21 protein-coding genes are annotated in these 25,373 nt (G+C 60.6%); 10 read left to right on the top strand and 11 right to left on the bottom strand.

From position 1 onward, the window contains the following. The first annotated feature begins 218 nt into the window (after positions 1-218). A complete protein-coding gene (locus G5367_RS10105; protein WP_421244079.1) occupies positions 219-800 on the top strand; it encodes a hypothetical protein in 582 nt (193 codons plus the stop codon). A 186-nt stretch (positions 801-986) separates the two neighbouring features. On the opposite strand, the gene G5367_RS10100 is transcribed toward G5367_RS10105, so the two are convergent. Further along, positions 987-1,442 (bottom strand): hypothetical protein, encoded by a 456-nt coding sequence (locus tag G5367_RS10100; RefSeq protein ID WP_033115559.1) that lies wholly within the window; start codon positions 1,440-1,442, stop codon positions 987-989. 472 nt (positions 1,443-1,914) lie between these two features. Here G5367_RS10100 and G5367_RS10095 point away from each other — a divergent pair, with 472 nt between their 5' ends. Continuing rightward, entirely contained in the window at positions 1,915-3,387 is a 1,473-nt protein-coding gene (locus G5367_RS10095; protein ID WP_421244080.1) for a C69 family dipeptidase, read from the top strand. A 61-nt stretch (positions 3,388-3,448) separates the two neighbouring features. On the opposite strand, the gene G5367_RS10090 is transcribed toward G5367_RS10095, so the two are convergent. The 3 genes from G5367_RS10090 to G5367_RS10080 are packed head-to-tail and all read right to left on the bottom strand — an operon-like array spanning position 3,449 to position 4,974. Continuing rightward, complete coding sequence (locus tag G5367_RS10090) at positions 3,449-4,195, bottom strand: SDR family oxidoreductase (protein WP_123172293.1); 747 nt, start codon at positions 4,193-4,195, stop codon at positions 3,449-3,451. 57 nt (positions 4,196-4,252) lie between these two features. Next, positions 4,253-4,498 (bottom strand): DUF3624 domain-containing protein, encoded by a 246-nt coding sequence (locus G5367_RS10085; protein ID WP_064335363.1) that lies wholly within the window; start codon positions 4,496-4,498, stop codon positions 4,253-4,255. Then, positions 4,495-4,974, bottom strand: a complete 480-nt coding sequence (locus G5367_RS10080) for a GNAT family N-acetyltransferase (RefSeq protein WP_005341517.1) — start codon at positions 4,972-4,974, stop codon at positions 4,495-4,497. The genes G5367_RS10085 and G5367_RS10080 overlap by 4 nt, the downstream gene beginning before the upstream one ends. Before the next feature lie 187 nt (positions 4,975-5,161). Here G5367_RS10080 and G5367_RS10075 point away from each other — a divergent pair, with 187 nt between their 5' ends. Together G5367_RS10075 and G5367_RS10070 are read left to right on the top strand one after the other, a co-directional pair. After that, a complete protein-coding gene (locus G5367_RS10075; RefSeq protein ID WP_421244081.1) occupies positions 5,162-6,604 on the top strand; it encodes a RimK family protein in 1,443 nt (480 codons plus the stop codon). Positions 6,605-6,631: 27 nt separating this feature from the next. Further along, positions 6,632-7,171: an MgtC/SapB family protein gene (locus G5367_RS10070; RefSeq protein ID WP_421244082.1), complete on the top strand. Its 540-nt coding sequence runs from the start codon at positions 6,632-6,634 to the stop codon at positions 7,169-7,171. 63 nt (positions 7,172-7,234) lie between these two features. On the opposite strand, the gene G5367_RS10065 is transcribed toward G5367_RS10070, so the two are convergent. From G5367_RS10065 to G5367_RS10055, 3 genes are all read right to left on the bottom strand, one after another. Continuing rightward, positions 7,235-8,860, bottom strand: coding sequence for an alpha-amylase family glycosyl hydrolase (locus G5367_RS10065; protein ID WP_421213300.1), 1,626 nt, complete (start codon positions 8,858-8,860; stop codon positions 7,235-7,237). Between the two features lie 108 nt (positions 8,861-8,968). Then, a complete protein-coding gene (locus tag G5367_RS10060) occupies positions 8,969-10,936 on the bottom strand; it encodes a TonB-dependent copper receptor (protein WP_421244083.1) in 1,968 nt (655 codons plus the stop codon). Between the two features lie 246 nt (positions 10,937-11,182). After that, the gene (locus tag G5367_RS10055) at positions 11,183-11,440 is read right to left on the bottom strand and encodes a DUF2442 domain-containing protein (protein WP_337073174.1); all 258 of its coding nucleotides are present in this window, start codon (positions 11,438-11,440) and stop codon (positions 11,183-11,185) included. A 257-nt stretch (positions 11,441-11,697) separates the two neighbouring features. On the opposite strand from G5367_RS10055, the gene G5367_RS10050 reads away from it, so the two are divergent. Continuing rightward, positions 11,698-13,662, top strand: coding sequence for an LTA synthase family protein (locus tag G5367_RS10050; RefSeq protein WP_421244084.1), 1,965 nt, complete (start codon positions 11,698-11,700; stop codon positions 13,660-13,662). A gap of 91 nt (positions 13,663-13,753) precedes the next feature. Here G5367_RS10050 and G5367_RS10045 read toward each other — a convergent pair whose 3' ends face one another. After that, complete coding sequence (locus G5367_RS10045) at positions 13,754-14,224, bottom strand: Lrp/AsnC family transcriptional regulator (RefSeq protein WP_201948061.1); 471 nt, start codon at positions 14,222-14,224, stop codon at positions 13,754-13,756. A gap of 143 nt (positions 14,225-14,367) precedes the next feature. Here G5367_RS10045 and G5367_RS10040 point away from each other — a divergent pair, with 143 nt between their 5' ends. Further along, on the top strand, positions 14,368-14,874 hold the full coding sequence (locus G5367_RS10040; RefSeq protein ID WP_421244085.1) for a cyclin-dependent kinase inhibitor 3 family protein: 507 nt from the start codon (positions 14,368-14,370) through the stop codon (positions 14,872-14,874). On the opposite strand, the gene metA is transcribed toward G5367_RS10040, so the two are convergent. Further along, the gene (gene metA, locus G5367_RS10035) at positions 14,875-15,822 is read right to left on the bottom strand and encodes a homoserine O-acetyltransferase MetA (protein WP_042053667.1); all 948 of its coding nucleotides are present in this window, start codon (positions 15,820-15,822) and stop codon (positions 14,875-14,877) included. Positions 15,823-15,966: 144 nt separating this feature from the next. On the opposite strand from metA, the gene G5367_RS10030 reads away from it, so the two are divergent. The 4 genes from G5367_RS10030 to yidA all read left to right on the top strand — a co-directional run bounded on the left by G5367_RS10030 (position 15,967) and on the right by yidA (position 21,254). Continuing rightward, positions 15,967-17,205 carry an HD-GYP domain-containing protein gene (locus G5367_RS10030; protein ID WP_421244086.1) on the top strand — a complete coding sequence of 413 codons (1,239 nt, stop codon included), beginning with the start codon at positions 15,967-15,969 and terminating at the stop codon, positions 17,203-17,205. 53 nt (positions 17,206-17,258) lie between these two features. Further along, positions 17,259-18,407, top strand: coding sequence for a competence/damage-inducible protein A (locus tag G5367_RS10025; RefSeq protein WP_421244087.1), 1,149 nt, complete (start codon positions 17,259-17,261; stop codon positions 18,405-18,407). A gap of 255 nt (positions 18,408-18,662) precedes the next feature. Then, positions 18,663-20,330 carry a DUF342 domain-containing protein gene (locus tag G5367_RS10020; protein ID WP_421294253.1) on the top strand — a complete coding sequence of 556 codons (1,668 nt, stop codon included), beginning with the start codon at positions 18,663-18,665 and terminating at the stop codon, positions 20,328-20,330. A 114-nt stretch (positions 20,331-20,444) separates the two neighbouring features. Continuing rightward, complete coding sequence (yidA, locus tag G5367_RS10015; RefSeq protein ID WP_421244089.1) at positions 20,445-21,254, top strand: sugar-phosphatase; 810 nt, start codon at positions 20,445-20,447, stop codon at positions 21,252-21,254. 109 nt (positions 21,255-21,363) lie between these two features. Here the strand turns inward: yidA and G5367_RS10010 are convergent, their stop codons facing one another. Together G5367_RS10010 and tmaR are read right to left on the bottom strand one after the other, a co-directional pair. Next, a complete protein-coding gene (locus G5367_RS10010; RefSeq protein ID WP_421244090.1) occupies positions 21,364-24,447 on the bottom strand; it encodes a transglycosylase domain-containing protein in 3,084 nt (1,027 codons plus the stop codon). Positions 24,448-24,655: 208 nt separating this feature from the next. Then, positions 24,656-24,973, bottom strand: coding sequence for a PTS system regulator TmaR (gene tmaR, locus G5367_RS10005; protein WP_033136060.1), 318 nt, complete (start codon positions 24,971-24,973; stop codon positions 24,656-24,658). Positions 24,974-25,373: the final 400 nt, after the last annotated feature.

Here is a 25,373-nt window from a genome sequence, read left to right as displayed (position 1 = left end):
TCAATGCGGGGACATTGTGCGCCCACGATCCCGACAGGTCAAAAAACGGGAGCCGGCTATCAAATTGCATATTGAGCAGGCTGCCTGCGAAATAAAGAGCGACGGCTCTGCTATGGTCTCCTGGCAGCTTTGCTATGGTCTCTTCGGGAGCTGGGAGTGCTGCCTTGCTCCATCCCGGCGCTGCCCCTTCCAACTCCTTTGCTCACAAGGTCTGACACATGAAACTAAAACATGCATGGATTGCCGCTCTGCTCTCCCTCTCAACCACGCTGACGCAGGCCGCCGAGGTCACCGCCGACGTCGCCACGGCCCCCGGCAAGGCCAACATAGTGGAGGCCGTATACGCCCAGGCGAAGGTGACCGCCATCGACATTGCCAGTCGCAAGGTGAGCCTAACCAATGCCGCCGGTGAAGCGTTCGATATCATCGCCGGTGAACAGGTCACCAATCTGGCCAACCTCAAGGTGGGCGATACGGTGGCGCTCAGATATCTGCAGATGCTGGATCTGGAGCTCATCAAGGGCGGGGCGGGCGTCAGACAGCGGATCGTGGAGGTGGCTGCCGACAAGGCCGGAGCGGGTGAGAAACCGGGAGCCGGCGTGGCCAGAAAAGTGACCCTCTATGGTGATGTCATCGCCGTCGACAAGGCGCAGCAGACCATCACGGTCAAAGGGGTGGATCACACCCTGATGCTCAAGGTACACGACCCGGCGCAGCTTGCCCTGATCGCCCAGGGGGATCAGATCAAGGCCGTCCAGACCCAGGCAGTGGGGATTGACATAGTGCCTGAAAAGAAATAGCGCCTGAAAAGAGATAGCGTGGCTGACTTGTTCCAGCCCCGCTCTTGCTCAAACAGAAAGGGAGTGGCTCTGCCCTCCCTTTTTTACTGCGCAGCTTGTTGCATGGCGCAGTTCACTTAACCCCGACAGGGGCAAGTGCTTGCCCCCCTAGCCACGAATTGCCGTTTGAGTCGTGCCGGCAACCCCTCAGGCGGTTTTGGCCTCATCTTTGGATGAGCTCTTCTTGCCGGTCAGGCGATCCATTGCCTCTTTCAGCATCGCATCTTTCTGCTCATTGAGCGGCTTGCTCTGCTCAGCCCGCTCTTCCGGGGTCAGCTTCTTGTTGTCGGCGATAGCCTTGAGCTTGTCTTCTATCTCGTTGAATTTTTTGCGATCAAACCCGAGTGCCTTATCCACCAGCTGCTGCACCACGCCCCCCTTGTCGGAGCTCATGTCGAGCGCCGGCGGCAACTTGCTGTTCTTGGCCAGATGTTCATAGGTGAGCACCTGCTGGGCCTGACCGGTCATGCGCTGGGTGGAGAGGCTGACCATCTCCTCCCAGCCACCACCCTGACCACCGCTACTGGCACTGTTGAGGGTGGCGAGGGCGCGGTTGTTGGAGGCGCTCTGGGCAAGCTGCTGGCTGTAGGGTTTGATATCCATGAAGACTCCCGTTCTGTGTGCCGACCCGCCGGAGCGGGCCGACTGAATGCGGCGGTATGGGGTCTGGCCCCACCTTTGACAATAAAACCAGCAAGTTACAGGCCAACTTGTCAGATTGGGTGAGATCCCCGCGCTGGCAAGCCTGGCAGCGGTTACAGCCCCGACGCAGCGTCAGAATCATGACTCATCCGCTGCTTTTACCCCGATTTCCGACACATACCGCTGCCCCACAAACACTGCACCCTATAAACCGCAGGAACGCTCCGTCGATCACAAAACAAACAACCAGCGAGGCATACAATTTTGGCGCACATAACAACCAGCCAGCCGTGTCATGGATGATCTGTTTGTCAAACCAATAACAGGCAGACCAATCTGCCGTGCTCGCTCCGCTGCCAGTTCGGAGTTGCGGCCTCCCCACACCTCATCCCCTCGTCTGACTCTCACTCACCGCAACCTTTCGGGCATAACGATGAAAAAACACACCTTGAGTCTTCTCTCCGCCACCCTGCTCACCCTGCTTGGCACCAGTGCCGACGCCTGTACCGGCCTTATCGTCGGCAAGGGGGCCAGTGCCGATGGCAGCGTGATGATCGCCAGAAACGAGGATTTTGGCGTCAACAACTGGAACAAGTACCTCGCCTTCCGGCCCGCGCAGCAGAACGAGGGCAAGGTCTGGAAGCTGGGCAACGGACTGGAAGTGCCGATGCCCAAGGCCTTCTTCGCCTACTCAGCTATTCGTGACTGGGATGCTACAGCCAGCGACCCCGACGGCAAGTATTACGAGGAGCGCGGCATCAACGAGTTCAACGTCGCCATTTCGGCCACCACCAGTGCCGAGGTCAACGACAAGGCCCAGAAAGCCGATCCGCTGATCGAAAAGGGAGTGATTGAAGCCATCATCCCCACCCTGATCCTGCCGCAGGCCAAGACGGCCAAAGAGGGGGTCGAGCTGCTTGGCCGCTATGTGGAGCAATATGGCGCCGGTGAGGGCAACAGCCTCTATCTGGCGGATGTGAACGAGGCCTGGCTGATGGAGATCGGCTCCGGCCACCACTGGATCGCGGTGCGGGTGCCGGACGACAGCTACGCCATGGTGGCCAACGGCCTGCGCATCCACGGCGTCAATCTCGACAGCGCCGATGTGCTGCACTCGCCCAAGCTGCTGGAGTTTGTACGCGAACACAAACTGCTGGATAAAGCCGATCCGAAAGAGTTCAACTTCGCCAAGGCGTTCGGGGTCATCGCTGACCCCTACAACGTGGATCGGGAGTGGCTCGGCCAGAAAATGCTGACCGCCAGCCACCCGCAGCCGACCCGGCAGGCGCAATATCCGCTCTTTATGAAGCCGGATGCCCCCATCGCCGTGCCGGACGTAGCCAAACTGCTGAGCGCCACCTATGAGGGCACGCCGCTGGCGGGCAAGGCGGAGCGGCCGATCCGCATCGATCGCCAGCTGGAATCCCACGTCATCCAGCTGCGCAAGGAGATGCCCAAAGAGCTGCAGGGATTGATCTGGCAGAGCTACGGCGTGCTGGCTGAATCTGTGATGGTGCCGCTCTACAACACCCTGGAATCCTACCCCCTGCCCTATCGCACCGGTAGCGACAGCTACTCCGATGATTCCGCCTACTGGCAGTTCCGCAGCCTGACCGCGCTGGCCAGCGCCGATCCGGACAAGTACCTGCCGCTGCTGCGCAGCATCTGGAGCAAGGAGAGCCGCAAGCTTTACAAGGAGGTGGCCCTGCTCGACAAGAGCCTCAAGCAGGCCTACGCCAGCGACAAGGCTACCGCCATCGGGCTGGCTGCCGACTACTCCTATGGCCAGTTGGAGCAGACCTATCAGATGGCCAAAACGCTGCGCTACAAGCTGATGACGGATCTGACCAAGCGCACCGAGAAGAAGTATTCGCCGGAGGAGTTCAAGAAGATCATGAGCCTGTGATCGGCTCGCCAACGCAAAGAGGCTCCCTTGGGAGCCTCTTTTGTTTCAGCCAATGCAGCGATCAGCGACGGCTGATATTGAGCGGGCCGAAGGTCTGCGCCACCGGCATGATCTCGATGCTGTTGATGTTGACATGGGCCGGTTGCTGGCTCACCCAGAGCACGGTATTGGCGATATCTTCCGGCTGGATCGCTTCCACCCCCTGATAAACGGAGGCCGCCTTGGCATCGTCACCGTGGAAGCGCACGTTGGAGAACTCGGTGCCGCCGCACAGGCCCGGCTCCACGTTGGTGACGCGGATAGCGGTGCCCGCCAGATCGGCACGCAGGTTGAGGCTGAACTGCTTCACGAACGCCTTGGTGGCGCCGTAGACGTTGCCGCCCGGATAGGGGTAGGTGCCGGCGATGGAGCCGATATTGATGACGTGACCGCGATTGCGCGCCACCATGCCCGGCAGCAGCAGGCGGGTGAGCAGGGTCAGACCGCTGATGTTGGTGGCGATCATCTGCTCCCAATCTTCCAGATCCGCTTTGTGGGCCGGCTCCAGCCCCAGCGCCAGACCGGCGTTGTTGACCAGCAGATCCACCTCGCTCCACTCGGCCGGCAGAGCGGCGATGGCGGCGCGGGTGGCCGCCTTGTCTTGCACGTCGAACGCCAGCGGCAGGAACTGCTCGCCCAGCTCGTCGGCCAGCGCAGCGAGCCGCTCGGCGCGGCGACCGGTACCGATCACCTTGTAGCCCGCCTGCACCAGCTGGCGGCTGATGGACTCACCAAAACCGGACGAGGCGCCCGTTACCATTGCTATCATCTGAACCTCCATTATCTCAACCGATATTGTTATTTATGTTGTTGAAACCAATCTGATTTATTCATCGCTCAATTCACGTCCGGTCGCCTTGCGCCAGACAAATACCGCCAGATGGAGCAGCAAGAGGGCCGAGCCACCCAGCGCAAACAGCAGGGCGGTGAGGGCGTTGACCGAGGTGTCGGCGCCACACCACCACCAGACCAGCCAGCCGACCATGCCGATGGCAAAGGTCTGGCCGGCGCAGACCGGGCAGCGCCCCAGCTTGGCCCTGATGGCGGTGGCGAGACAGTTGTCGCAGCTCATCCCCTCTCCTCTTCTCTCCTCTCTCCGGCCAGCTTCAGCACCAGCCGATGGGCATGCTGACCGGGGCCATAGTAGTCGGGCAGCCGCTGGGTGGCTTTGAACCCCAGCCCCCGATAGAGCGCCAGCGCCTCGGCGTTGGCATCCGCCACCTCCAGCCGGATCGCCCCCCAGCCAGCCTCCTGCCCTTCGCGGATCACCTGCTCCAGCAGGCGCCGCGCCCAGCCCTGACGACGGATGGTCCAGCGGATGGCGAGGGTCTGCACGATGAGGCGGTCCCACCCCTTGTGCTCCAGCAGGCAGAGATAGCCCATCAGCTGCTCCTTCTCATCCAGCACCAGCAGGGTGCGGCCTCTGGCCTGGGCGAGCAGATAGTGCCAGCGACTGCGGCCAAAGGCGACCTCGGGAGGAAAACAGTAGCGTTCCAGTTTAACGATGGCGCCCAGATCGCTGGGTCGGGCGGCGCGGACGGTCAACACGGGGAGTCCTTGTTCGGTTATTTATCCTCAGCACCAAAAATGCGACTTGTGTCACAAGTTACCAAGGCAGAATATTAGGCACTGTAACCTCTTGTTTCCCCTCGCGCCATTGTCGTGCTTGTCGGTGCATCGAAGCCCACTGGGGATCCTGCCGCTTAAGGCAGTTTCATCTGTGGAGCCGAAAAATATGAGTACCTACGTCATCGTCGAAGAGCTGGGCGACTGGCCCTGCCATGCCGATTATCTGCTGACCGCCCGCACCTATCTGCAACACGGGGTGCCCACCACCGGCGGCCGCCCCCGCATCATCAACCTCTGCCGCAATCTGGAACACCTCAGCGCCGGCTACTACTGCTCGCTGCTGGCCCAGGCCCGCGGCCACCACTGTCTGCCGGGTTTGCAGGCCATCAGCCAGTTGCAGCCCCAACAGCCACCGGCCAAGCTGTGGCGAAAATTGCAGGGCTGGCTGGCCCAGCAGAGCGAAGACAGGATCCGGGTACGCGCCATTTTCGGCCAGAGCGAACTGAGCGAGCTGGCGGGGCTGGCCCGCTACTACTATGGCCTCAGCCAGCTGCCGCTGCAGGAGCTGACCCTCAAGCGCGGCCGCCACGGCTGGTCGGTGCGCCAGCAGCAGAGCCTGTCACCGCTGGCGCTGAGCCCGAGCGAGAAAGAGCTGATGCTGCACCACGCCCAGGCACTGGTGGGCACCGGCGACGAGGAGCAGGCGGCGCCACTCTACCAACTCGCCATTCTGGTCGACCCCAACGACGGCCGCGCCAGCAGCGATGCAGTGGCGCTGGAGCGCTTTATCAAAGCGGCCGCGGCGCAGGGGATCCGGGCCGAGATCCTGGCGCCGTCCGCCATCGAGCGGCTGCCGGAGTTCGATACCCTCTGGCTGCGCTCCGAGACGGCGGTCGGCCACTACACCTTCGAATTTGCCCGCCGCGCCGAGCAGCTCAAGATGCCGGTGATCGACAGCTCCCGCGCCATCCTCGCCTGCAGCAACAAACTCTATCTCTACGAGCTGATGGTGCGCAGCGGCGTGCCCATGCCGCCCACCATGGTGGTGACCCGCCGCGGCCGCCACCACGTGGACGAGCTGGTGCAACGGCTCGGCCTGCCACTGATGGTGAAGGTGCCCGACGGGGCGCAGGGGCGAGATCTGGCCATGGCCAGCGACGAGCAGCAGCTGGCTCGCCTGCTGGACGAGGGGCTGGCCCGCTCCGCCCTGCTGCTGGTGCAGAGCCGGATCCCCGCCGAGTTCGACTGGCGCATCGGCTTTCTCGACGGTTCGCCGCTGTTTGCCTGCCGCCGTTTCCGGCCCGAGCCCGGCAACCGCATTCGCCGCCGCAAACACCCTCTCGACATGAGCCGCATCGAGGCGCTGCCGCTCAACGAGGTACCGGAACGGGTGCTGCAAACCGCCCGCCGCGCCGTCCATCAGCTCGGCAACGGCCTGTTCGGGGTCGACCTGCGCCAGCAGGGGCGCGACTGCGTGCTGCTGGAAATCATCGACAATCCCTGGATACGTGGCGATATTGAAGACAAGGAGGCGCAGGATCTCTACGAGCGACTGGCCCGTGCCTTCCGCCAGCGGCTGGAGAACCGGGGGCAGAGCGCGGCCGGATAACAACAAGCATCGATTGCAGAGGTGGATATGATGACGACTGATTGGTGGGACATTGCACCCCTTGGCTGGGAGAACATCCTGGTCTGTCTGGTGTGCGGCACTCTGGTAGGGCTGGAGCGCCAGCTGCGCGGCAAGCCGGTCGGCATACGCACCTCCTCGCTCATCATCCTCGGCACCTACTGCTTTCTCGCCATCGGCGCCGTCCTCAGCCCCCAGAGCGCCGATCAGGCACGGGTGCTGGGCCAGCTCATCACCGGCATCGGCTTTCTAGGTGCCGGGGTGATGATGACCCGGGATGGTCAGGTGCTGGGGGTCACCTCCGCCGCCACCGTCTGGATGCTGGCCGCCCTCGGCGCCCTCATCGGTATGCAGATGCTCCATCAGGCGCTGCTGCTCACCGGCGTCACCCTCTCCATCCTGGTCGGCGTCGACTATCTGGAGACCAGCTTCAAGAGCCTGCGCCGCGGGGTGCACAACCGGCTGGAGAACTGGCGCAATGGCAACGGCAATGGTCACCCGCCAGCCGCTCCCCGCCCGGATGAGCTGGGCAGCAGCATCGAGAAGTAGGACGGCGTCGCAAATGAAAAAAGGGCTCCGCTATGGAGCCCTTTGCGTTGGGGCGAGGTCGCACTATTGCAGCAACAGGAAGCGACCGGTGAGGGGTGGCAACTCCACCGTCACGCTGCTGCCGCCGATGGCCAGGCGCTCGCCGCTCTGCAGATCCACCAGAGCGCTGCCACTGCGCAACTTGCTGGCCGGCACAGCATAGCTCTGGGGCGTGCCGGAGACGTTGAGCAGGTAGACTACTTGCTCCGCCGCCGTCTGCTTGATGTCGCCATAGACGCTTCCCTCGGCCACCAGCTTGACCCGCTCCCCCTGATAGAGGGCGGGGTGGGCGGCGCGCAGGGCCAGCAACTGGCTGAGCCACTGTTTCAGCTCGCTCTGCTCGCTGCTCGGCACGAAGCCGGTGGCACCTGGCACCTTGCCATCGCTGCGGGCCACGTGATCGTCACAGAGCCCCTGCGCGGCACAGTCGCCCCCCACCTGCTGGGCAAAGTCCGGCACCTCGTCGCCAAACTCCTCGCCGTAGTAGAGGGTGATGGGGCCGGAGCGGGCCGCCAGGAAGCTGAAGGCCGCCTTGTGGCGCTGCCAGTAGTCCGCCGGATTGAAGTTGCCGCGCTCCAGCAGATCGCCGAAGCGCACCAGATCATGGTTGCCCAGCATCAGATTGGGCATGGCGTGATCCGGGTAGTTCTCCACCTTGTTCCAGCTGGCGTCGAGCACGCTGGCCCCCTGCCCCCCCTTGCCGGACTCCTCCACCGCCAGCGCCTGCACCAGGCCGTAGCGCAACGGGAAGTCGAACGCCGAAGAGAGCGCCGGGTTGTCGCTCGGCCCATACGCCTGGGCGCGGATCTCGTCGGCGCCCTTCCACACCTCACCCACCATGTAGCCGAGGGTACCCCACTGCTGGCCGGCGTTCTTGCGCGCCGCGCTGACCCGCTCCACCTCGCTGCGAATGGCGCGCCAATCATCCAGCCCAAGCTGATAGGCCTGATCGAGGCGCCAGCCATCGATGCCGTACTGCTCGACCCAGTAGCGGGCCACCTCCTTGAAGTAGGCGAGACTCTGGGGCTGGCTGTAATCCACCAGCTGGCCGGGATAACCGGCACCGCCGCTCTTGAGGGCGGGCAGCCGTCCCTCGGGCGAGGGCTTGCTCACCCCCACCTTGTTGACGTGGCCGAACACCCCGTCGAGGAAGACGTAGAGGCCGCGCTGATGCGCACCGTCTACCAGTTTCTTGAGCTGGACGTTGCTGCCGAAGTTAGGGTCCACGTTGAAGAAGTCGCAGGCGAAGTAGCCGGTGGCATCCAGCTTGTCGTCACCGCCTTGCCCCGCGCAGGAATCAAACACCGGGGTGAGCCAGATGGCGTTGACGTTGAGGCTCTTGATGTGGTCCAGGCTGTCGATGATCCCCTGCAGATCGCCGTTGTGCTGGGAGGGGCCGTAGCCGACACCATAGTTGGCGCTGTCGTCGCCGTCGATAAACGACTCCACCATCACCTGATAGGTGCGCAGGTTGCAGGCCGGCTGATCATTGCCGTAGCAGGCGCGGCTGGCGGTGGCCGGCGGCGGGGTGACCGGCGGATTGACCACGGGGGGCGTGCTCTCCCCGCCCGAACTACCACTGCCGCCGCAAGCCGCCAGTAACAGGGCGGCCCCGAGCAGGCCGCCATAGCGTAACGTTCCCTGTTTCATTGTTGTGTTCCCGCTGTGAGAGCAGGCGTCTGATACGCCTGTTTTCACCATGATAACGATGCTCACACAGCGGTGTCTGTGACTGAAAACGTTATCTGACTCAACTGGTTAGAGCACACCGACCGAGGCGAAGCGGTAACTGACCGAGAGCCAGTAGGCGCGGCCCGGTTCCGGAATCCGCCCCACCTGCTCATAGCCCAACCCGGCCTGACTGCTGTGCACCGACTTGGAGAGGTGCTCGTAGTAGAAGGTGTCGAACAGGTTGTCTACCCCGGCCGAGAGCTGCCACCCCTTGGCAAACTGCCAGGCACCGCTCAGGTTCATGGTAAAGAAGCCCGGGGTCTCACCCTGATCCTGACCGGCGACCGTGCCGGAGCCCACATCGACCCGATCCTGCGCGGCCACGGCGCGGCCCAGCAGGGTCAGATTCCACGCCTCGGCTGGCTGCCAGCCCAGCGCCAGCTTGCCATCGAGCGGCGGCATCTGGGCCAGCGGCTTGTTGTCGCTCTGGTTTTCACCGTAGACCACCGCCAGGCCGCCATCGAGACGCCACTGCTCGGCAAACTGCCAGCGCCCCTCCATTTCGCCACCGCGGGTCTGGGCGTCGATATTGCGCACCTTGTTCGACTTGTTGTTATAGAGCAGGTAGTCCTTGATGTTGGCGCTAAAGAGGGAGAGGGTCAGATCCAGCTCGCGGCTGCGCAGGGCCAGCCCTGCGTCCCACTGGCGGCTGCGCTCCGGGTTGAGGGTGAACGGGGTGCTGTCCTTGCTGCGTTCCCAGTAGTCCGGCGCCCGCTCTGCCTGTCCCCACGCCAGATAGCTGGACCAGCGGGGCGACCACTGGTACTCATAGCGACCAAAACCGCTGTCGAGGTGCTCGGTCTCGCTGTAGAGGGTCTGATCACCCGCACCATAACGGGTTGTCTCGACCCGATCCTGACGATACCCCCCCTTGTAGCTGTGGGCCCCCTGCTGGCGCCCCAGCTCGGCAAAACCGCCCTGCTGCTCGAAACGCAGGGTGCGCTGGCGATCCTTGGTGGCATAGTCGACACCGCCCCGGCTGCGGTGCTGATCCCGGTTGCTGTCGAGCCCGGCGGTCAGCAACCAGTCGGCTGGCAGAGCGATGTCGTTGGCCCAACGCCCGCCGGTGTTGCGGCGATCCGGGTTGGAGAGCATCTTCATGCCGCTGTTTGGCCGCAGACTGAAGTTGTCCATGATGTGGTCGATGTAGTTGTCCCACAGGGTCAGCTCGCTGCGCTGCCAGTGAGTGGTGATCTCCTCCTGCTTGAGCTTCAGCCCGAAGGATTCGCGGTCAAACATAGGGCCATCCATGGTGCGGTCCGCATAGGCGGCGCGGGCATTGCTGCGCTCGGCGGTGAATTCCAGCCAGGTGTGCTCCCCTGGCGTCCAGCCCAGCTGGGCGGTGCCGTTCTCGCGGCGATAGAAGGAGCGCACATTGTCACCGTGGCCATCGCGGTAATCGTCACTGTCGGAGTGGGTAAACTGACCACGCAGATAACCATCGGTCGAGCCTGCCGTCATGTCGACCATCTGGTCATCGCGGCCGAAGCTGCCAAAGAGGGCCGAGGCGTCGCTCTTGAAGCCCGGTGCCATAAACTCTGGCCGGTCCCGCTCAAACAGCACGGTTCCCGCCAGGGTTGCCCCCTGCTCGAGGGATTGCGGCCCCTTGAGCACTCTGATCCGGTCAAAAGATTGGGGGAACACATAGGCAGTGGGCGGGTCCATCCGGCCACCACAGCCACCAGCCAACATACCGCCATCCATCTGCACGTTGAGGCGGGACATCCCCATCCCCCGCAGCACGGGATCGCCACCGAGCCCCCCTTTGCGCACCATGCTCATGCCAGTGACGTTTTTGAGATAACCGGCGCCATCGGCAGCGGGCATGGGGGAACCGGGCTTCTTGGGGTCCAGCGTCACCTCCAGAGTGCTGGCGGGGCGGGTTGCCACCACCACCATAGGATCCAACTGTTGAACCGCTTCCTGACCGGCAGCACCGTGACAGGCGAGCCAGCCCACCAGAAGGGCAAGATGAGTGCGCATATGACAAGCCATACATTTGTCCTTATGTATTTGTTTATTTTATTTTTTTCATTCAACCGACCAAACCTTTCAGTAACAGAAAGGTTTACCATCAAGCCGCAAAAAAGGCCTGCGGCGCGAAAGCGGCAAGCCTCTGTCAGGTGAAGCGAAGACTAGTTGGCAAAATGTTGCGCAGGTTTTACCCAAGTTGACTCAGAAAGGCAAACAGGCAAACATTCCAGTAACAGTAATCTGGCGTTGGCTCACAAAAAATGGGGATTAACTGAAGGCTTCTCGCTCATCGATGGGAGAGATGAGGTGATAGACCTCGTGGGCAGACAAGGTACATCCGACGGGCCACTCCAGCTGATGGTAGCGATTGATAAAGACCCGGGCACAGTGACGCTCGCTCTCCAGCTTTGCAAACAGCGGCTGGATGCGCCAGGGGGTCAGATCCAGCACGCCTGTGGTGCCGTCCGATAACACCAGAAACAGGCGCCATCCCTGCACATACTCGACATCGATAAAGACCGGCATCCCTTCGGCTCCGATTGAGATAATTCGCGGCAATTATAAATCGCGATCCCACCCCTATTCGCGCTGCGGGTCACATTTTATCCAGCTGGTTATGCTGTGCTCATTCGCTGTGCGACATCACATTTTTAGATGACAAATGTGCTGGTTTCGACTTTTAACAAACTTGAATGCAACCTTAACCAATTCGATCTGTCATAAGCTCACAGCAAGTAAACACGTCTGTGGACAGACGTCTTCAGTCTTAATCAGGAATAAAGATGACAGTACTAAAACAGCGACTCGGCCCGTTTTGGCCCTTTGCCGTCTTCTGCGTTTTCGCGCTTTTCTCTCTCTCTTTCAGCAGGCTCACCCTCGGTCTCTGGCAACTGGAACGGGTGGATGCCGTGGCCGGTTGGCAGGAGATGCTGCTGCAAGGGATCCGGGTCGATTTTGCGACCCTCTGCTGGGTCTGGGGAGTCCCCGCTATGCTAACCCTGCTGCTGGCCGGCCCCCACACCATCGGTCGCGGCTGGATGCAACTGATGCGCGTCTGGTTGACTGTCGGACTCTGGCTGATGCTGTTCCTCGAGATATCCACCCCTTCGTTTATCACCGAATATGGCGTGCGCCCCAATCGCCTCTATGTGGAGTACCTCATCTATCCGAAAGAGGTATTCGCCATGCTATGGGCGGGCCGCAAGGCTGAGCTACTGCTGGCGGTGCTCTTCAGTGGTACCGTGCTGGCCGGTGGATGGTGGCTGAGCGGCCGTCTGGTATGTGGCCTCAGCTTCCCCCGCTGGTACCTGCGTCCGGCATTCGCCCTGCTCATTCTGGCCATAGGTTTTCTAGGTGCCCGCTCCAGCCTCGGCCACCGCGCCCTCAACCCGGCCATGGTCGCTTTTGCCGAGGATCCGCTGGTCAACGCACTGACCGTCAACTCCGCCTACTCTCTCTTTTTTGCCATCAAGCAGATGGGCGCCGAGGAGGATGCCAGCCGCTTTTACGGCAAGATGACGGAGCAGAAAGTGCTCGAGGTCATGCGCAGAGAGAGTGGCCGTCCGTCCAGTGATTTCAACTCCGATCTGCTACCCAGCCAGACCTTCAACGAAGCGAGCTTCAAGGGCAAGCCGAAGAATCTGGTGATCTTGCTGCAGGAGAGCCTGGGCGCCCAGTTTGTCGGCTCTCTCGGCGGCCTGCCGCTTACCCCCAACATCGATGCCCTGTCGCAGCAAGGCTGGGCCTTCGAGCAGCTCTACGCCACCGGCACCCGCTCGGTACGCGGTATCGAAGCGGTACTGACCGGCTTCACCCCGACCCCGGCGCAGGCGGTGGTCAAACTCGGCAAGAGCCAGACCAACTTCTTCACCATCGCGGATCTGCTCAAACAGCGGGGTTACGACACCAGCTTTATCTACGGCGGCGAGAGCCACTTCGACAACATGCGCAGCTTCTTCCTCGGCAACGGCTTCACCACCATCATCGAGCAGAAAGATTTCGACAATCCGGTGTTCAAGGGCTCCTGGGGCGCGTCCGACGAGGATCTGATGGCCAAGGCCGACGACACCTTCAACGCGCTGCACAAGGAGGGCAAACCCTTCTTCAGTCTGGTGTTCAGCTCCAGCAACCACGATCCGTTCGAATTCCCGGACAACCGCATCGAACTCTTCGAGCAGCCCAAACAAACCCGCAACAACGCGGCCAAGTATGCGGATTACGCCATCGGCGAGTTCTTCAAGAGGGCGAAACAGTCCGACTACTGGAAGGATACCCTGTTCCTGGTCATCGCCGACCACGACAGCCGGGTCGGTGGCGCCAGCCTGGTGCCCATCCCCCGATTCCATATCCCCGGCGTCATCGTCGGTGACGGCATTGCACCGAAGAAAGATCCGCGCATCGTCAGCCAGATCGACATGGCGCCCACCCTGCTCTCCCTGATGGGGATCAGTGCTGACTACCCCATGCTCGGCAAGGATCTGACCCGCATGCCCGCCGACTGGCCGGGACGGGCCATCATGCAGTACGACAAGAACTTCGCTCTGATGCGCGGCAAGGATGTAGTGATCCTGCAACCGGAGCGCGCGGCAGAAGGCTATATCTACGATGATGCCAGCGAGAAACTGACACCGGCAGCGCAACCGGACATCTTGAAGGAGGATGCGCTTGGTCTTGCCCTGTGGGGCAGCATGGCCTATCAAAAGAGTCTCTATCAGACGGCAAAGGATGAACGCACTGCAGCCAACTGAGCCGTACGTGCTGATTCAATCAATAGCAAGATAGAAAAAACCGCCAGCTGGCGGTTTTTTCTATCTATCCATATTGTCAGCCCACTGGCCGTTATGGCTGGGGAAAGCAGGGCAGGGAGCGGCTGAACTTGTGCTCGAACACCAGCGAGGTTTCGAGGTGCACCACCTCCTCGCGGGAGGTGAAGTGATCAAAGACGAAGTTACGCAGGTGCTCGGTGTCGGAGACACAGAGGTGCACCAGAAAATCATCCTTGCCCCCCATGTGGAACAGGCTGATCACCTCGGGCAGCGCCAGAATGGCATCGCGGAAAGCATCGATGATCTGGCGGCTGTGGCGGGCCAGCTGCAGGGAGACCATTGCCTGAATGTGACCCCCGAGGGCCTGATAATCCACTTCACAGTGCGCTCCCTTGAGCACGCCATCCTGCTGCAACTTACGCACCCGCTCCAGACAGGTGGAGGGGGCAACGCCCACCAGCGCGGCCAGCTCCTTGTTGGTCATGCCCGCATCCCGAAACAGATGGGCCAGGATATCCAAATCCAGTTGATCCAGGTTTCTCATCTTAACTCCTTGAACCGCTCAATTTTTTAGACTCTGCCCGTAAACCGGGGCAAACACAACGGCCATTGACATCCCCCCTGCCCCGCCTATCCTTGGCGCCATTCACCGGCCGCAACCCTGCGGCCACCACGCGAGGATCCGCCATGCACCCGTATCACCCCTTCTGGAGCCTTGAGGTTCCCCGTGTCGACGGTCAGCTGCTGCTGACCCCCTGCCCAGGCACCCAGCAGGTGCCGCTGACCCTGGCGCTCGATCAACTGCGGTTGGCCGGTGCCCACGGAGTGGTGACCCTGATGACAAGCGCCGAGTTGATCCGACTCGAACTGGCGCAGCTCGGCCAGCAGGTCGAGCACGAAGGGATGCGCTGGTTCCATCTGCCCATCGAGGATGATCTGGCCCCCGACACCGACTTCGAGGCTGCCTGGCAACAGGCGCTGCCGCAGCTGCGCGAGCTGCTGGGGGATGGCAAACATCTGGTCATCCACTGCAAAGGGGGCAGCGGTCGTACCGGTCTGGTCGCCGCCGCGCTGCTGATGACCCTCGGCCAGCCACAGCAAGAGGCGATGGCCGCCATCAAGGCCCACAGACCCAAGGCATTTACCCTGGCCTGCCACCGCCAGTGGCTCGAGCGGCTGGCGCAGGGCGACTGACTACTTGCCTCCCTGGTCGTAGGTAAAGACCTTGCCGATATCTTCCACCCGATAGCTGGTGAGCTGATAAACGTAGTAGTTGAGCCAGTTGGCAAACAGCAGATGACCGTGGCTGCGCCAGCTGGCGCGCGGCGTCCGGCTCGGATCGTTATTCGGGTAGTAGTTGACCGGAATGGCCGGGTCGAGCCCCGCCGCTAGATCACGCTGATACTCCCCATCCAGTGTCAAAGCATCGTACTCCGGATGGCCAGTGACAAACACCTGACGACAATCCTTGGTCGCAGCCAGATAAACCCCCGCCTCTTCTGACTCTGCAAAGATCTGCAAGTCGGTCTGGGCACGGATCAGATCGCCATCAAACGCCGCATAACGGGAGTGGGGGGCGACAAACTCGTCGTCGAAACCGCGCAGCAGCGGCTCATGCTCGTCGAGGCGGTGGTGGCGATAAACCCCGGAGAGCTTCTCGCCGTGGGTCTGCTTCTCCATGCCATACAAGGCTTTAAGCGCCGCCTGCACCGCCCAGCAGAGAAACAGAGTGGAGGTCACGTGCTGATGGGACCACTCGATGATCTCGACAATGCGCGGCCAGTAGACCACCTCCTCGAACTCCACCAGCCCAAGCGGCGCCCCTGTGATGATCATGCCGTCGTAGTTGTTGCCACGCACCTGTTCGAAGTCGTGATAGAAGTTCTCGAGGTGGGCCTGAGGTGTGTTCTTTGACTCCCTGTCATCAATGCGCAGCAGATCCACATCCACCTGCAGCGGCGAGTTGGAGAGCATCCGCATCAGCTGGATCTCGGTCTCAATTTTCTTGGGCATCAGATTGAGGATCAACACCCGCAGCGGGCGGATGTTCTGGGTGACGGCCCGGGATTCCGTCATCACGAAGATGTTCTCCTGCCCCAGCACTTCGGCGGCGGGTAACTGATCCGGGATCTTGATCGGCATGCTTACTCCCTGTACTGCATCGGTAAATATGTCTGGACATCCAGAAGCCTATAATAAAGCTCACGCACTGTCATCAGATACCTTTTGTATTCACCCCCACCTTTGACTAGCATACGGCTCAGTATCTCCCCTGCATCCAAGATAATGACCGGTATCAAGATTTCCGTAGATCGACTGCAAGTCGGCAACTATGTATCCCTGCCACTGGGGTGGCGTGAACACCCATTCCTGTTTTCCAGCTTCAAGATCAAAAGTGAAGAAGAGATCGAGCTGATCCGCCGTCTCGGCCTGAAACTGGTTACCATCATTCCCGACAAGAGCGACGTTCCGCCCAAGCCCCTCAATCAGGTACAGCCTCAGCAACAAGAGAGCGCAGACGCCGCACAGCGGCAAGCCCGAATGCAGCAGGAGAAGGATCAGCGTATAGAGCAGTTGCAACAGTATCGCCGCAATTTGCAGCAGTGCGAGAAGCAGTTCCAGCAGTCGCTGGCACAGGTGCGCAGCGTGATGAGCAAGATCCAGTCCCGCCCCCTCAATGCCATCGGCGAGGCACAGGAGCTGGTCAACGCCATGACCGAGCAACTGCTCTCGGTGGACGAGATGGTGCTCCATCTGGTCTCCGACAGCGAGGATGGCAACAACCTCTACTTCCACTCCCTCAATGTGAGCGTGCTCAGCATGCTGCTGGCCAAGGAGTGCTGCATGACGGCCGACGAGATCCGTCAGGTCGGCATGGGGGCGCTGTTCCACGATATCGGCAAGTTGAAGATCCCGAGCCAGATCCTGCGCAAGACCGAGTCGCTGACCAAGCCGGAGCAGAACCTGATGGCCCAGCACCCGCGCTACGGGCTGGATCTGCTCAATCTGGCCAAGGATTTCCCGGCCGAGGCGAAGGGGATCGTGCTCCATCACCATGAATATCTCGATGGCAGCGGGCCGGAAGGGCTCAAGGGTGGCCAGCTCGATCCGCTGACCCAGATGGTGTCGCTGATCAACGAGTACGATAACCTCTGCCACATGCAGGCCAAGGTGCCCTACTCAGCCCTGAGCGGCCTCTACAAGCAGCGCAAGGCGCAGTTCAATCCGGAGTACCTCAGCATGCTGATCCGGTTGATGGGGATCTATCCCCCCGGCAGCGTGGTGCAACTCTCCAACGGTCAGGTGGGGCTGGTAATGTCGGTCAACGCTTCCCGCCTGCTCTACCCCTCGGTGCTGGTCTACGATCCGCGCATTCCCCGTCAGGAAGCGGCCATCATCGATCTGCAGCAGGCCGAACTCTCCATCGCCAAGGTGATCCATCCCAAGCGGTTGCCGCCGGCGGTGTTCGAGTACCTCAATCCGCGTACCCGGATCAGCTACTACTTCGAGCACAACAAAGCCTGATTGTGTTGGCCCGAGGCCAACCGTTGCCACCCGTTTAATTCAAGGAGCCTGCCATGCGTATCGAGATCATCAGTACCGGAGACGAAATAGTGACGGGTCTGGTGGTGGATACCAACGCGGCCTGGCTCAGCGCTCTGCTGCTGGAGCAGGGCTGGCAGGTGCGCCGTCGCCTGACGGTAGGGGACAACCTCACCGACCTGAAAACGGTGCTGCAAGAGAGTGCCAGCCGCGCCGAGGTGGTGCTGGTGTGTGGCGGGCTCGGGCCCACTGCCGACGATCTCACCGCTCAGGCCGCCGCCGAGGCCTTTGACCAGCCGCTCACCCTCTTCCCCGACTGGCTCGCTACCATCGAAGCGCGCTACGCCAGCCGTGGTCGCTCCATGGCACAAAGCAATGCCAAACAGGCCTGGTTGCCGCAGGGGAGCGAAATCCTCGACAACCCGGTCGGCACTGCCTGCGGCTTTGTTGTGCGAAGTGGCCAGAGCCAGCTCTTCTTCACCCCGGGCGTGCCGTTCGAGTTCAAACAGATGGTGCGCGAGCAAATTCTGCCGCGCCTCAAACAGCTGGCCGGTGCGCAGATCGATACCGAGCTGCGTCGCTTTTACACCTTCGGCATCTCGGAATCAGCCCTCAGCGATATGCTGGATCAAGAACCCTGGCCAGCCGGCATCGAGCTGGGTTACCGCTCCTCCATGCCCCTTATCGAGCTGAAACTGATCGGCCACGGCGCTAGTGCCGCTGATATGGAGAGCGCCGAGCGCCGACTGCTGGATACGATCCGCCCCTGGCTGGTTGGCAACGGAGATACGGAACCGGCACAGCAGATCCTTGCGCTGCTGCAAGACAAACCGCTGACTCTGCTGGAGGGGGAGAGTGGAGGTGCGCTGCTGGCGCTTTGTCACGGCCATCCCCGGCTGGAAGCACGCTTCAGCGCGCAACTGGCCGATGAGCTGGCGCAACTGCCGACCGCCGATGCGGGCCTGCAACTGACCATAGGGCGAGAGGGCGTAGAGGGGGTACCACTGCTGCTCAGCGCCGATGGCATGCAAATCGGTCAGACGGTCAAGGTCAGCCACCCCGACCCGGAGAGTCGCCGCAAAATCCTCGCCTTTGCCGCCCTCGACATGCTGCGCCGCCATATGCTGGGTGAGCCGGTGCTCGGCGATTACCTCACCCTGGCCAGAACAGCCCAGCGCAGCTGATAAGAACCGCCATTCCCCTGCCAGCGACTCTATGTCGCTGGCGCTGCGATCCGTCTTTTCACTCCGTTTCCAAACAGCGCCCACATTTATCTGGCCGCCATCACCGATTTGACTTCAATTCATTGACCATTCAGAGGAAATATCTGAATACTGCCCACTCTCAGGGTTGGCGACTCGCTTTATTAATCATTGAGAGATTAAATGACAGTAAAGGAGCGAGCCGATCGCTCCGTTCTCATCCAGCAAGGAGATGCGGTGTTAAGCAAAGAGTGGTTGCTGCTATCAAGCGATATGGAACTGGTCTGCCTGCGGATTGCCGCCGGTCTCACCAAACCTGTCACGGAACAAGATGTGCAGGCTCTGCTGCTCGCTTCCAACTGTCGCCGCTATCAGCCGCTGCCCGAGGGGATCAAACAGGCCATCAGCCTGCTCAATACCCTGCTCACCAACCCTGCCGCCCCTGTCCCCGCCAACCCCATCCCTGTCGGCAAGCGTCAGGATGCCCGACTCGCCGTAATAGTGGAGAAGGATCGCATGAGCGCCATCGCCCAGATCACTGCCGACTGGGGGGGCAAGTATGTGACGCAGGAACAGCTGAAAGAGGCGATCGCCATCAGCGAAATCAAACAGGGGGTGAGTGAGCAACTGCTCACCGCTGCCATCCAGTCGGCCAAGGAGGCAGCCCCCGGCAGTCAGCTCAAGCTGGTGATTGCCAACGGCCAGCCAGCTGTCAATGGTCAGGACACTCGCTATGAGCGGCTGGTGGAGACCCCGGCCGAGCGGATCCTCAAACCGCAGGAGCTGGGTCATGGCAAGGTCGACCTGCGGGATCTCGGCTCCATCGTCACCGTCAAGGCAGGCGCTCCGCTGATGCGCCGTCATCCGGCCACCGTCGGGGTACCCGGTTTTACCGTGACCGGTCAGGATCTGCCCGCCAAAGATGGCAAAGACAGCCCGATGAGTGCTGGCGAGGGCACCTTCATCTCCCCCGACGATCCCGACCTGCTGATTGCCGGTCGGGCTGGCCTGCCCTGTCAGGAGAAAGCGGGCATGAAGGTGGACGAGGTGCTCAGCGTCAAACAGGTGGATGCCCGCCACGGCCACATTGATTTTGAAGGAGGCTTAATCGTCAGCGGCGACGTCAACCCGGGCATGAAAATACGGGTCAGCGGTGACATCGTCATCGGTGGATTTATCGAAGGAGGTTGGATCGAAGCAGGGGGCAGCATCACGGTACGCCACGGTATCATTGGCCGCCGCAACGAGCAGGGAGAGTACCTTTGCCAGCTCAATGCCCAGGGGGAGATCCACGCCAGCTATGCCCAATACGCGCAGCTGGAAGCGGGTGGAGATATACAAATTCAGAGCCAGCTCAGCCACTGCTACACCCGCAGTGGACGGGATATCAAGGTGGGTGACACTAACATGCGTAAAGGCAATCTGCTGGGTGGAACCAGCATTGCCAATCGTCTAATCATGGCCCCCAGCCTGGGGGCCGAGGCCGCCAACCATACCCGGCTGCAGATCCTCGGTGGCTACTTCACCCACAAGGAACAGGAACACCAACTCAAGTTGCGCCAGCTGGAGTGTCAGGCCCAGCTCGACAAGATCAAGGCACTGGTGATGAAACTGCTGCAACTGCCCAGCGATAAACGCAATCCTGATACCTTGCGCAAGCTCAAACCAATCCGCGATCACCAGCTGGCGGAGCTGACCCTCATCCACGAACAGATCACGGCAAACAATGAAGATATGCAAAACTTGATGGCACAAATGGAGGTCATTGCCACCCAGCATCTGTTCTCCGGCATCGAGGTCGAGATGGCCTGCTTTAAACGCAAGGTTACCATCACCCGAGGCCCCACCCGTCTGACCATTCATGATGACACGTTGGAGATGACCCCTTACGAGGGGCACAAATAGATCAACCGACACCGGCAGCTCGCTGTGCCGGCCGTGATCCCGACGCCGATTTTCGCTACACTCGCCACTTCCTTGGCCCCACCGGGCGGGCCACCCAGACTCAGGTAGTGAGAGATGTACAAGCTGATCGCATTGGATATGGATGGCACCCTGCTCAACCCGCAGGGCCAGATTACTCCCCGCACCCACGCCGCCATCAGCGCCGCGCGCGCCAAAGGGGTAACCGTAGTGCTGGCCTCTGGCCGTCCACTGGAAGGCATGAGCCGCTATCTGGAAGAACTCGGCCTCACCACAGAGCATGACTACGTCATCTGCTACAACGGCGCCCTGGTACAACAGGTTGCCGATCAGCGCATCATCCGCAGCCAGCTATTGACCGGCAGTGACGCCAGCGCCATCGCCAGACTGGCCGACGAGCTGGAGGTGAACGTCCACGGTTTCTCGGTCACCCGTGGCCTGATCAGCCCCCGTGTCAGCACCTACACCGAGCACGAATCCCGCCTGATCGGTATGCCGATCAATTTGATCGACTTTGCCACTCTACCTGCCGACGAGCAGATCATGAAGGTGATGATGATCGACGAACCTCCCCAGCTCTCCCGCGCCATCGAGCGACTGCCCGCAGAGCTCTATGAACGCTATACCGTGGTACAGAGCGCCCCCTTCTTCCTCGAGTTCATGAACAAGCAGAGCAACAAGGGGACCGGCGTCGCCGCGCTGGCCGAGCACCTTGGCCTGACCGCCGCTCAGGTGATCTGCGTCGGAGATGCGGGTAACGATCGCCACATGATCGAGTACGCTGGCCTCGGGGTTGCGATGGGGAATGCCACCGACGAGATCAAGGATCTCGCCCAGCACACCACTGCCCGCAACGATGAAGATGGCGTGGCTCAGGTGATCGAGCAGTTCGTACTGAACGCCTGATCGCAATCGAGCGCTGCTGCGCTCGATAAGGAAATAAAAACGGGGAGGCTGTCAGCCTCCCCGTTTTTTCTGGTCAGTTACCTGCGTGATGAGCGGTAATTCGCTCGTATCACTGGTTCGCCAGACACTGGGTATGGGAACCTGGTTGCAGGTAAGGCATCAGCAGGGGAGCCATGCCCTTGAGCACCTGCACCGGCAGTGCCGATGTGAAGCGGAACTTGTCGGACTGGCTACCCGGTACATAGGCGGTCAGGGTACCGAAGTGATCATCCCCCAGATAGAAAACGAAGGTCGCGGTTCGGTTGCGCGCCAGCGAGCTGGTCACATTGCCATAACGGCCTACTGTTTCAATCCGGTTATCACCGGTGCCGGTCTTGCCCCCCATCTGCAACACAGTGCCGTCCTGCAGAGTAAAAGCACCGGCGATACGTCTTGCTGTGCCCCCTTCCACCACCTTGGAGAGCGCACTGCGCAGGGCGGCCGCCACCTCTGCCGGCATCACTCGGGTTCCCTCGGTGTGTTGTGGCTCAAACTCGGTCTCGAAGGGAGTCCCCTTGGCAAACGAGAGGTGCTCGATCCGCAGGGTCGGCGAACGGATGCCACCATTCTGGATTATGCCCATCAGCTCGGCCAGTGCAGCCGGACGATCACCGGAGCTCCCCAAGGCGGTCGCCAAGGACGGCACCAGATGGTCGAACGGATAACCAAGCTTGGCCCAGCGCTGATGAATATCGAGAAACGCTTCCACCTCCAGCATGGTGCGGATCCGGCTATCACGAGCACTGCGATGACGGGTCTTGAACAACCAGCTGTAGACCTCCTGGCGTTCGTCACGGCTGGCAGCAACGGCATCGGCAAAGGTTGCCTTGTCAAACTCCTTGAGATAGGCCAACAGCCACAGCTCCAGCGGGTGAACCCGGGCGATGTAGCCCTGATCCGGCAGTGAATACTTGCCCGGGCCATAGCTCACATAGAGCTGATTGATCCGTTTCGCACTCAGCTTCTCGCGCGGCAGCCGCTCCGCCAGGAAGGCAGCAAATGCGGCTTCGCTGGCTTCCGGCATCAGGTAGCGGTGAACCGCCGCCAGACGTACCGCACTCGGCTTGAGGCCATCGAGGAAGGTGTCGAGCTGCTCTTCTGGAGTCTTGCCGCGATATTTGCGCCAGAAGCGCAGCAGATAGGTCTGCCCCTCTTTGTCAGCAAATTTGGCCAGATACTCCTGACGACGGGGATCCTTGTCATCCTTGAGCAACTGGGCACGGTTACCCTCCTTGTAAAGGCTGTAGCGCACGATGTCGCGCATCAGCCGCACAAAGGGCAGGTTGATGGACTCGCGCAGCGCATCTCGGATGGGGGGAATACGCCCGTTATCCTCGCGACGGAAGTTGTTGAAGGTGTGCATGCCGCCACCGGTAAAGAACCCCTCGTTGGGGCTGGCGGAGTATTTGCGATCCAGCGCAGCTTCCAGCATGACCGGCAGGCTCTTGTCCTGAGCCGTGATCAAATAGGAGATGGCCCAGCGGCTAAGGTTGTCCTGAGAGAGAGCAGCCAGCTTGCGCAGGTTTTCGACCGGCATCCCGGCATAGTTGTCGTGCAACTCGGCCACGATCTCCAGATAGGTGGTCAGCACCCGCAACTTGGCGGTTGAGCCCAACTCCAGCTTGGAGCCTTCGTTGATATCGAACGGCTGATCGGTGTTGTCGGTCTGCACCCGCACCTTGAACCCTTCCGGCGATTTCTCGAACAGGGTGAAGCTGTAGCGCACATCGCCCGTCTTCTCAGGCGAGAGCAGGCGCTCGCCAAACAGCCCTACCTGGGCGGCAAACGCCGGATCGGCCAACTGCTGCAGATAACGGGATACTTCATTTTGCAGCGGCATGTTGAGGCTGGTATCGGCCGTCAGATCCATCCGGTCGAGGTCATAGAGCTGCACCCCGAGCTGACGGCTCAGGCGAGTACGGGCAACCTGCAACCCCTTGTTGTTGTTCACCCGGGTGATAGCCGGGGACTGCAGGAAGTCACGGAACGTAATCTTGGCCTTGAGCGCCGCCTCCATCAGAGGTGGCGTGATCATTCCCTCCTGCACAAACAGGCGCAGGTAGCTGTCGGTCAGGGTAGCCAATGCCTCTCGCCCCTGAGCCAGATAGTAAGAGGGACGGCGGTGCGCAATCATCAAAGAGACAACCTGACGCAGGGCAAGCCCCTGCTCGGCCAGTGGTGCGTTCTGGTTGCGGGCGGGGTCCAGCAGACGGTTCACGTCATCGACATTGGCACCAAACCAGACCCAAAGACCATCTCCCAGACCATGCACTTCACCATATCCCGGCGCAGCCGAGAGCGGTACCGAGTTGAGGTAGGCCCAGGCGACCAGTTTGCGCGCTTCGAGGGTTTCCGGCCCGAGACGATAAGCCCGCACGCTGGCAGAGGCCATCTGACGGATCTTCTCGGTCGGCGACAGGGTCAGGCCATCCGGCGAGTGGCGATACTTCTCCACCTGGGTCGCCAAGGTACTGCCACCGGCAGATTGATCCTGCATATCGAGCGCCTTGCCCACCTGAGAGAGCGCCGCCTTGGCAAAACGGGGCCAGTCGACCGCCGGGTTGGCCAACGGCTCTTCATTGCTCAGCAAGTCGCGGTTCTCGATAAACAGCAGCGACTGGATGACGAGCGGCGGAATGGAGTCAAAATCCGGATAGTGATGGGTCGGATACTTGAATTGATAGAAAGGTTCTGCGCGGCAATCGTGCAACGTCAGGCCAGCCTGCACCTTCTCGGTATAGGGCACGAAGAAGCCACGACTGGCGTAGTCATAGAGTGCATCAGAGAAACGGACCTGATTGCTGACTTCATAGCCCCGTTGCAGCAGACGCTCCTGCATCATCGGCAATTGCACATAGCCTAGCCGCTTGTCGAACGGACCATCCTCAGGGAAAGCGATCTGCTTACTCTGACCAGGCTCGACCTGATAGGTGAGCTTGGCGGCATAGCGGGAGATCTCCTGAGATTGCAGCTTCGAGGTTTTCATCTCATAGCCAACCAGAGCGATCACCGCCCCCAGGCACAATAAAAAGAGAAAACAGAACAGCCAACGCCACCAGGGACGACGCTTGCGCTTTGGGTTCCCGTCCGTGGTCTGGACAGATGAATCTTGAGATGCCACTTGTGTCAAATCCGTCTGTTCTGATGCGCCCATATCAGCCCCACCATGGTTGCGCAATTTATTGTGTTTCACTCAAGCTTAGTCTTTTCAAGTCAATGGCTTGAAACTATTGACCGCTTTGTAGTGATGGTAACAGGGCAATTCTAAAAAGGGGAGCCGATTGTTGCAGGAGTGGCAGAGATCCGAGCTGATAACAAAACACCGGCCAATGGCCGGTGTCTCTTAAACGAAAGCGCTACGCTTACTTGTGAGAGCTCATGCCCTTCAGTTTGGTGCTCAGCTCTTTACGCTCTTTGGAGAGCTCGGCGTTCTTGATGATGTGGTCATCCACACGCTCTTCATAGTCGGTACGCATGTTGGCGATGATCGCCTGCACATCATCAATGCTCATACCCGGCTTGATGTAGTCGCTCAGGTTGTCGAGCAGCAGTACGCGCTTCTGGTTGTCACGAATCTTCTTCTCGTTATCCGCAATTTCACGCTTGAGTTTGTTCTGGCGACGGGACATACGCACATATTCCAGTACATCGCTGAAGGTGGACTTGTTTACTTGTTCCATATCGATACCACTGACTTAAGGTTGATAAAAACTGGCCAAGTTACACCTGGAACCCGGCAAACCCAGCGCGGGACAGGCAAACTCAAGATGCCCTTACTCTACCGAGTTATAAGCGAGATACAACCCTAATCACGCACCATGAACAGAGTTTGGCCAAAAGTAAACCAGTTAAAATGGCCAGTAATCCATCAGATAAGGGCTTGATATAGATACAAGATGGAGAAGATGACAGGGCTTTAGTTCTCTTCCTGCAGATAAATACTAACACTGGCTGTCTAACACGCTAAAAACACCAAAGCCCTGTCGTCAGACTGGGCTTGTGCTGGCTCTGGTGTGCAAATCTGTGGCTCTTATGAGCAAACCGCCCATAGCAAAAAGGCCTTCCCAATCGGGAAGGCCT

This window comes from Aeromonas sp. 604282 (assembly GCF_049170575.1).
Taxonomy (GTDB): domain Bacteria; phylum Pseudomonadota; class Gammaproteobacteria; order Enterobacterales; family Aeromonadaceae; genus Aeromonas; species Aeromonas veronii_A.
This window is presented reverse-complemented; position numbering and strand designations above follow the sequence as displayed.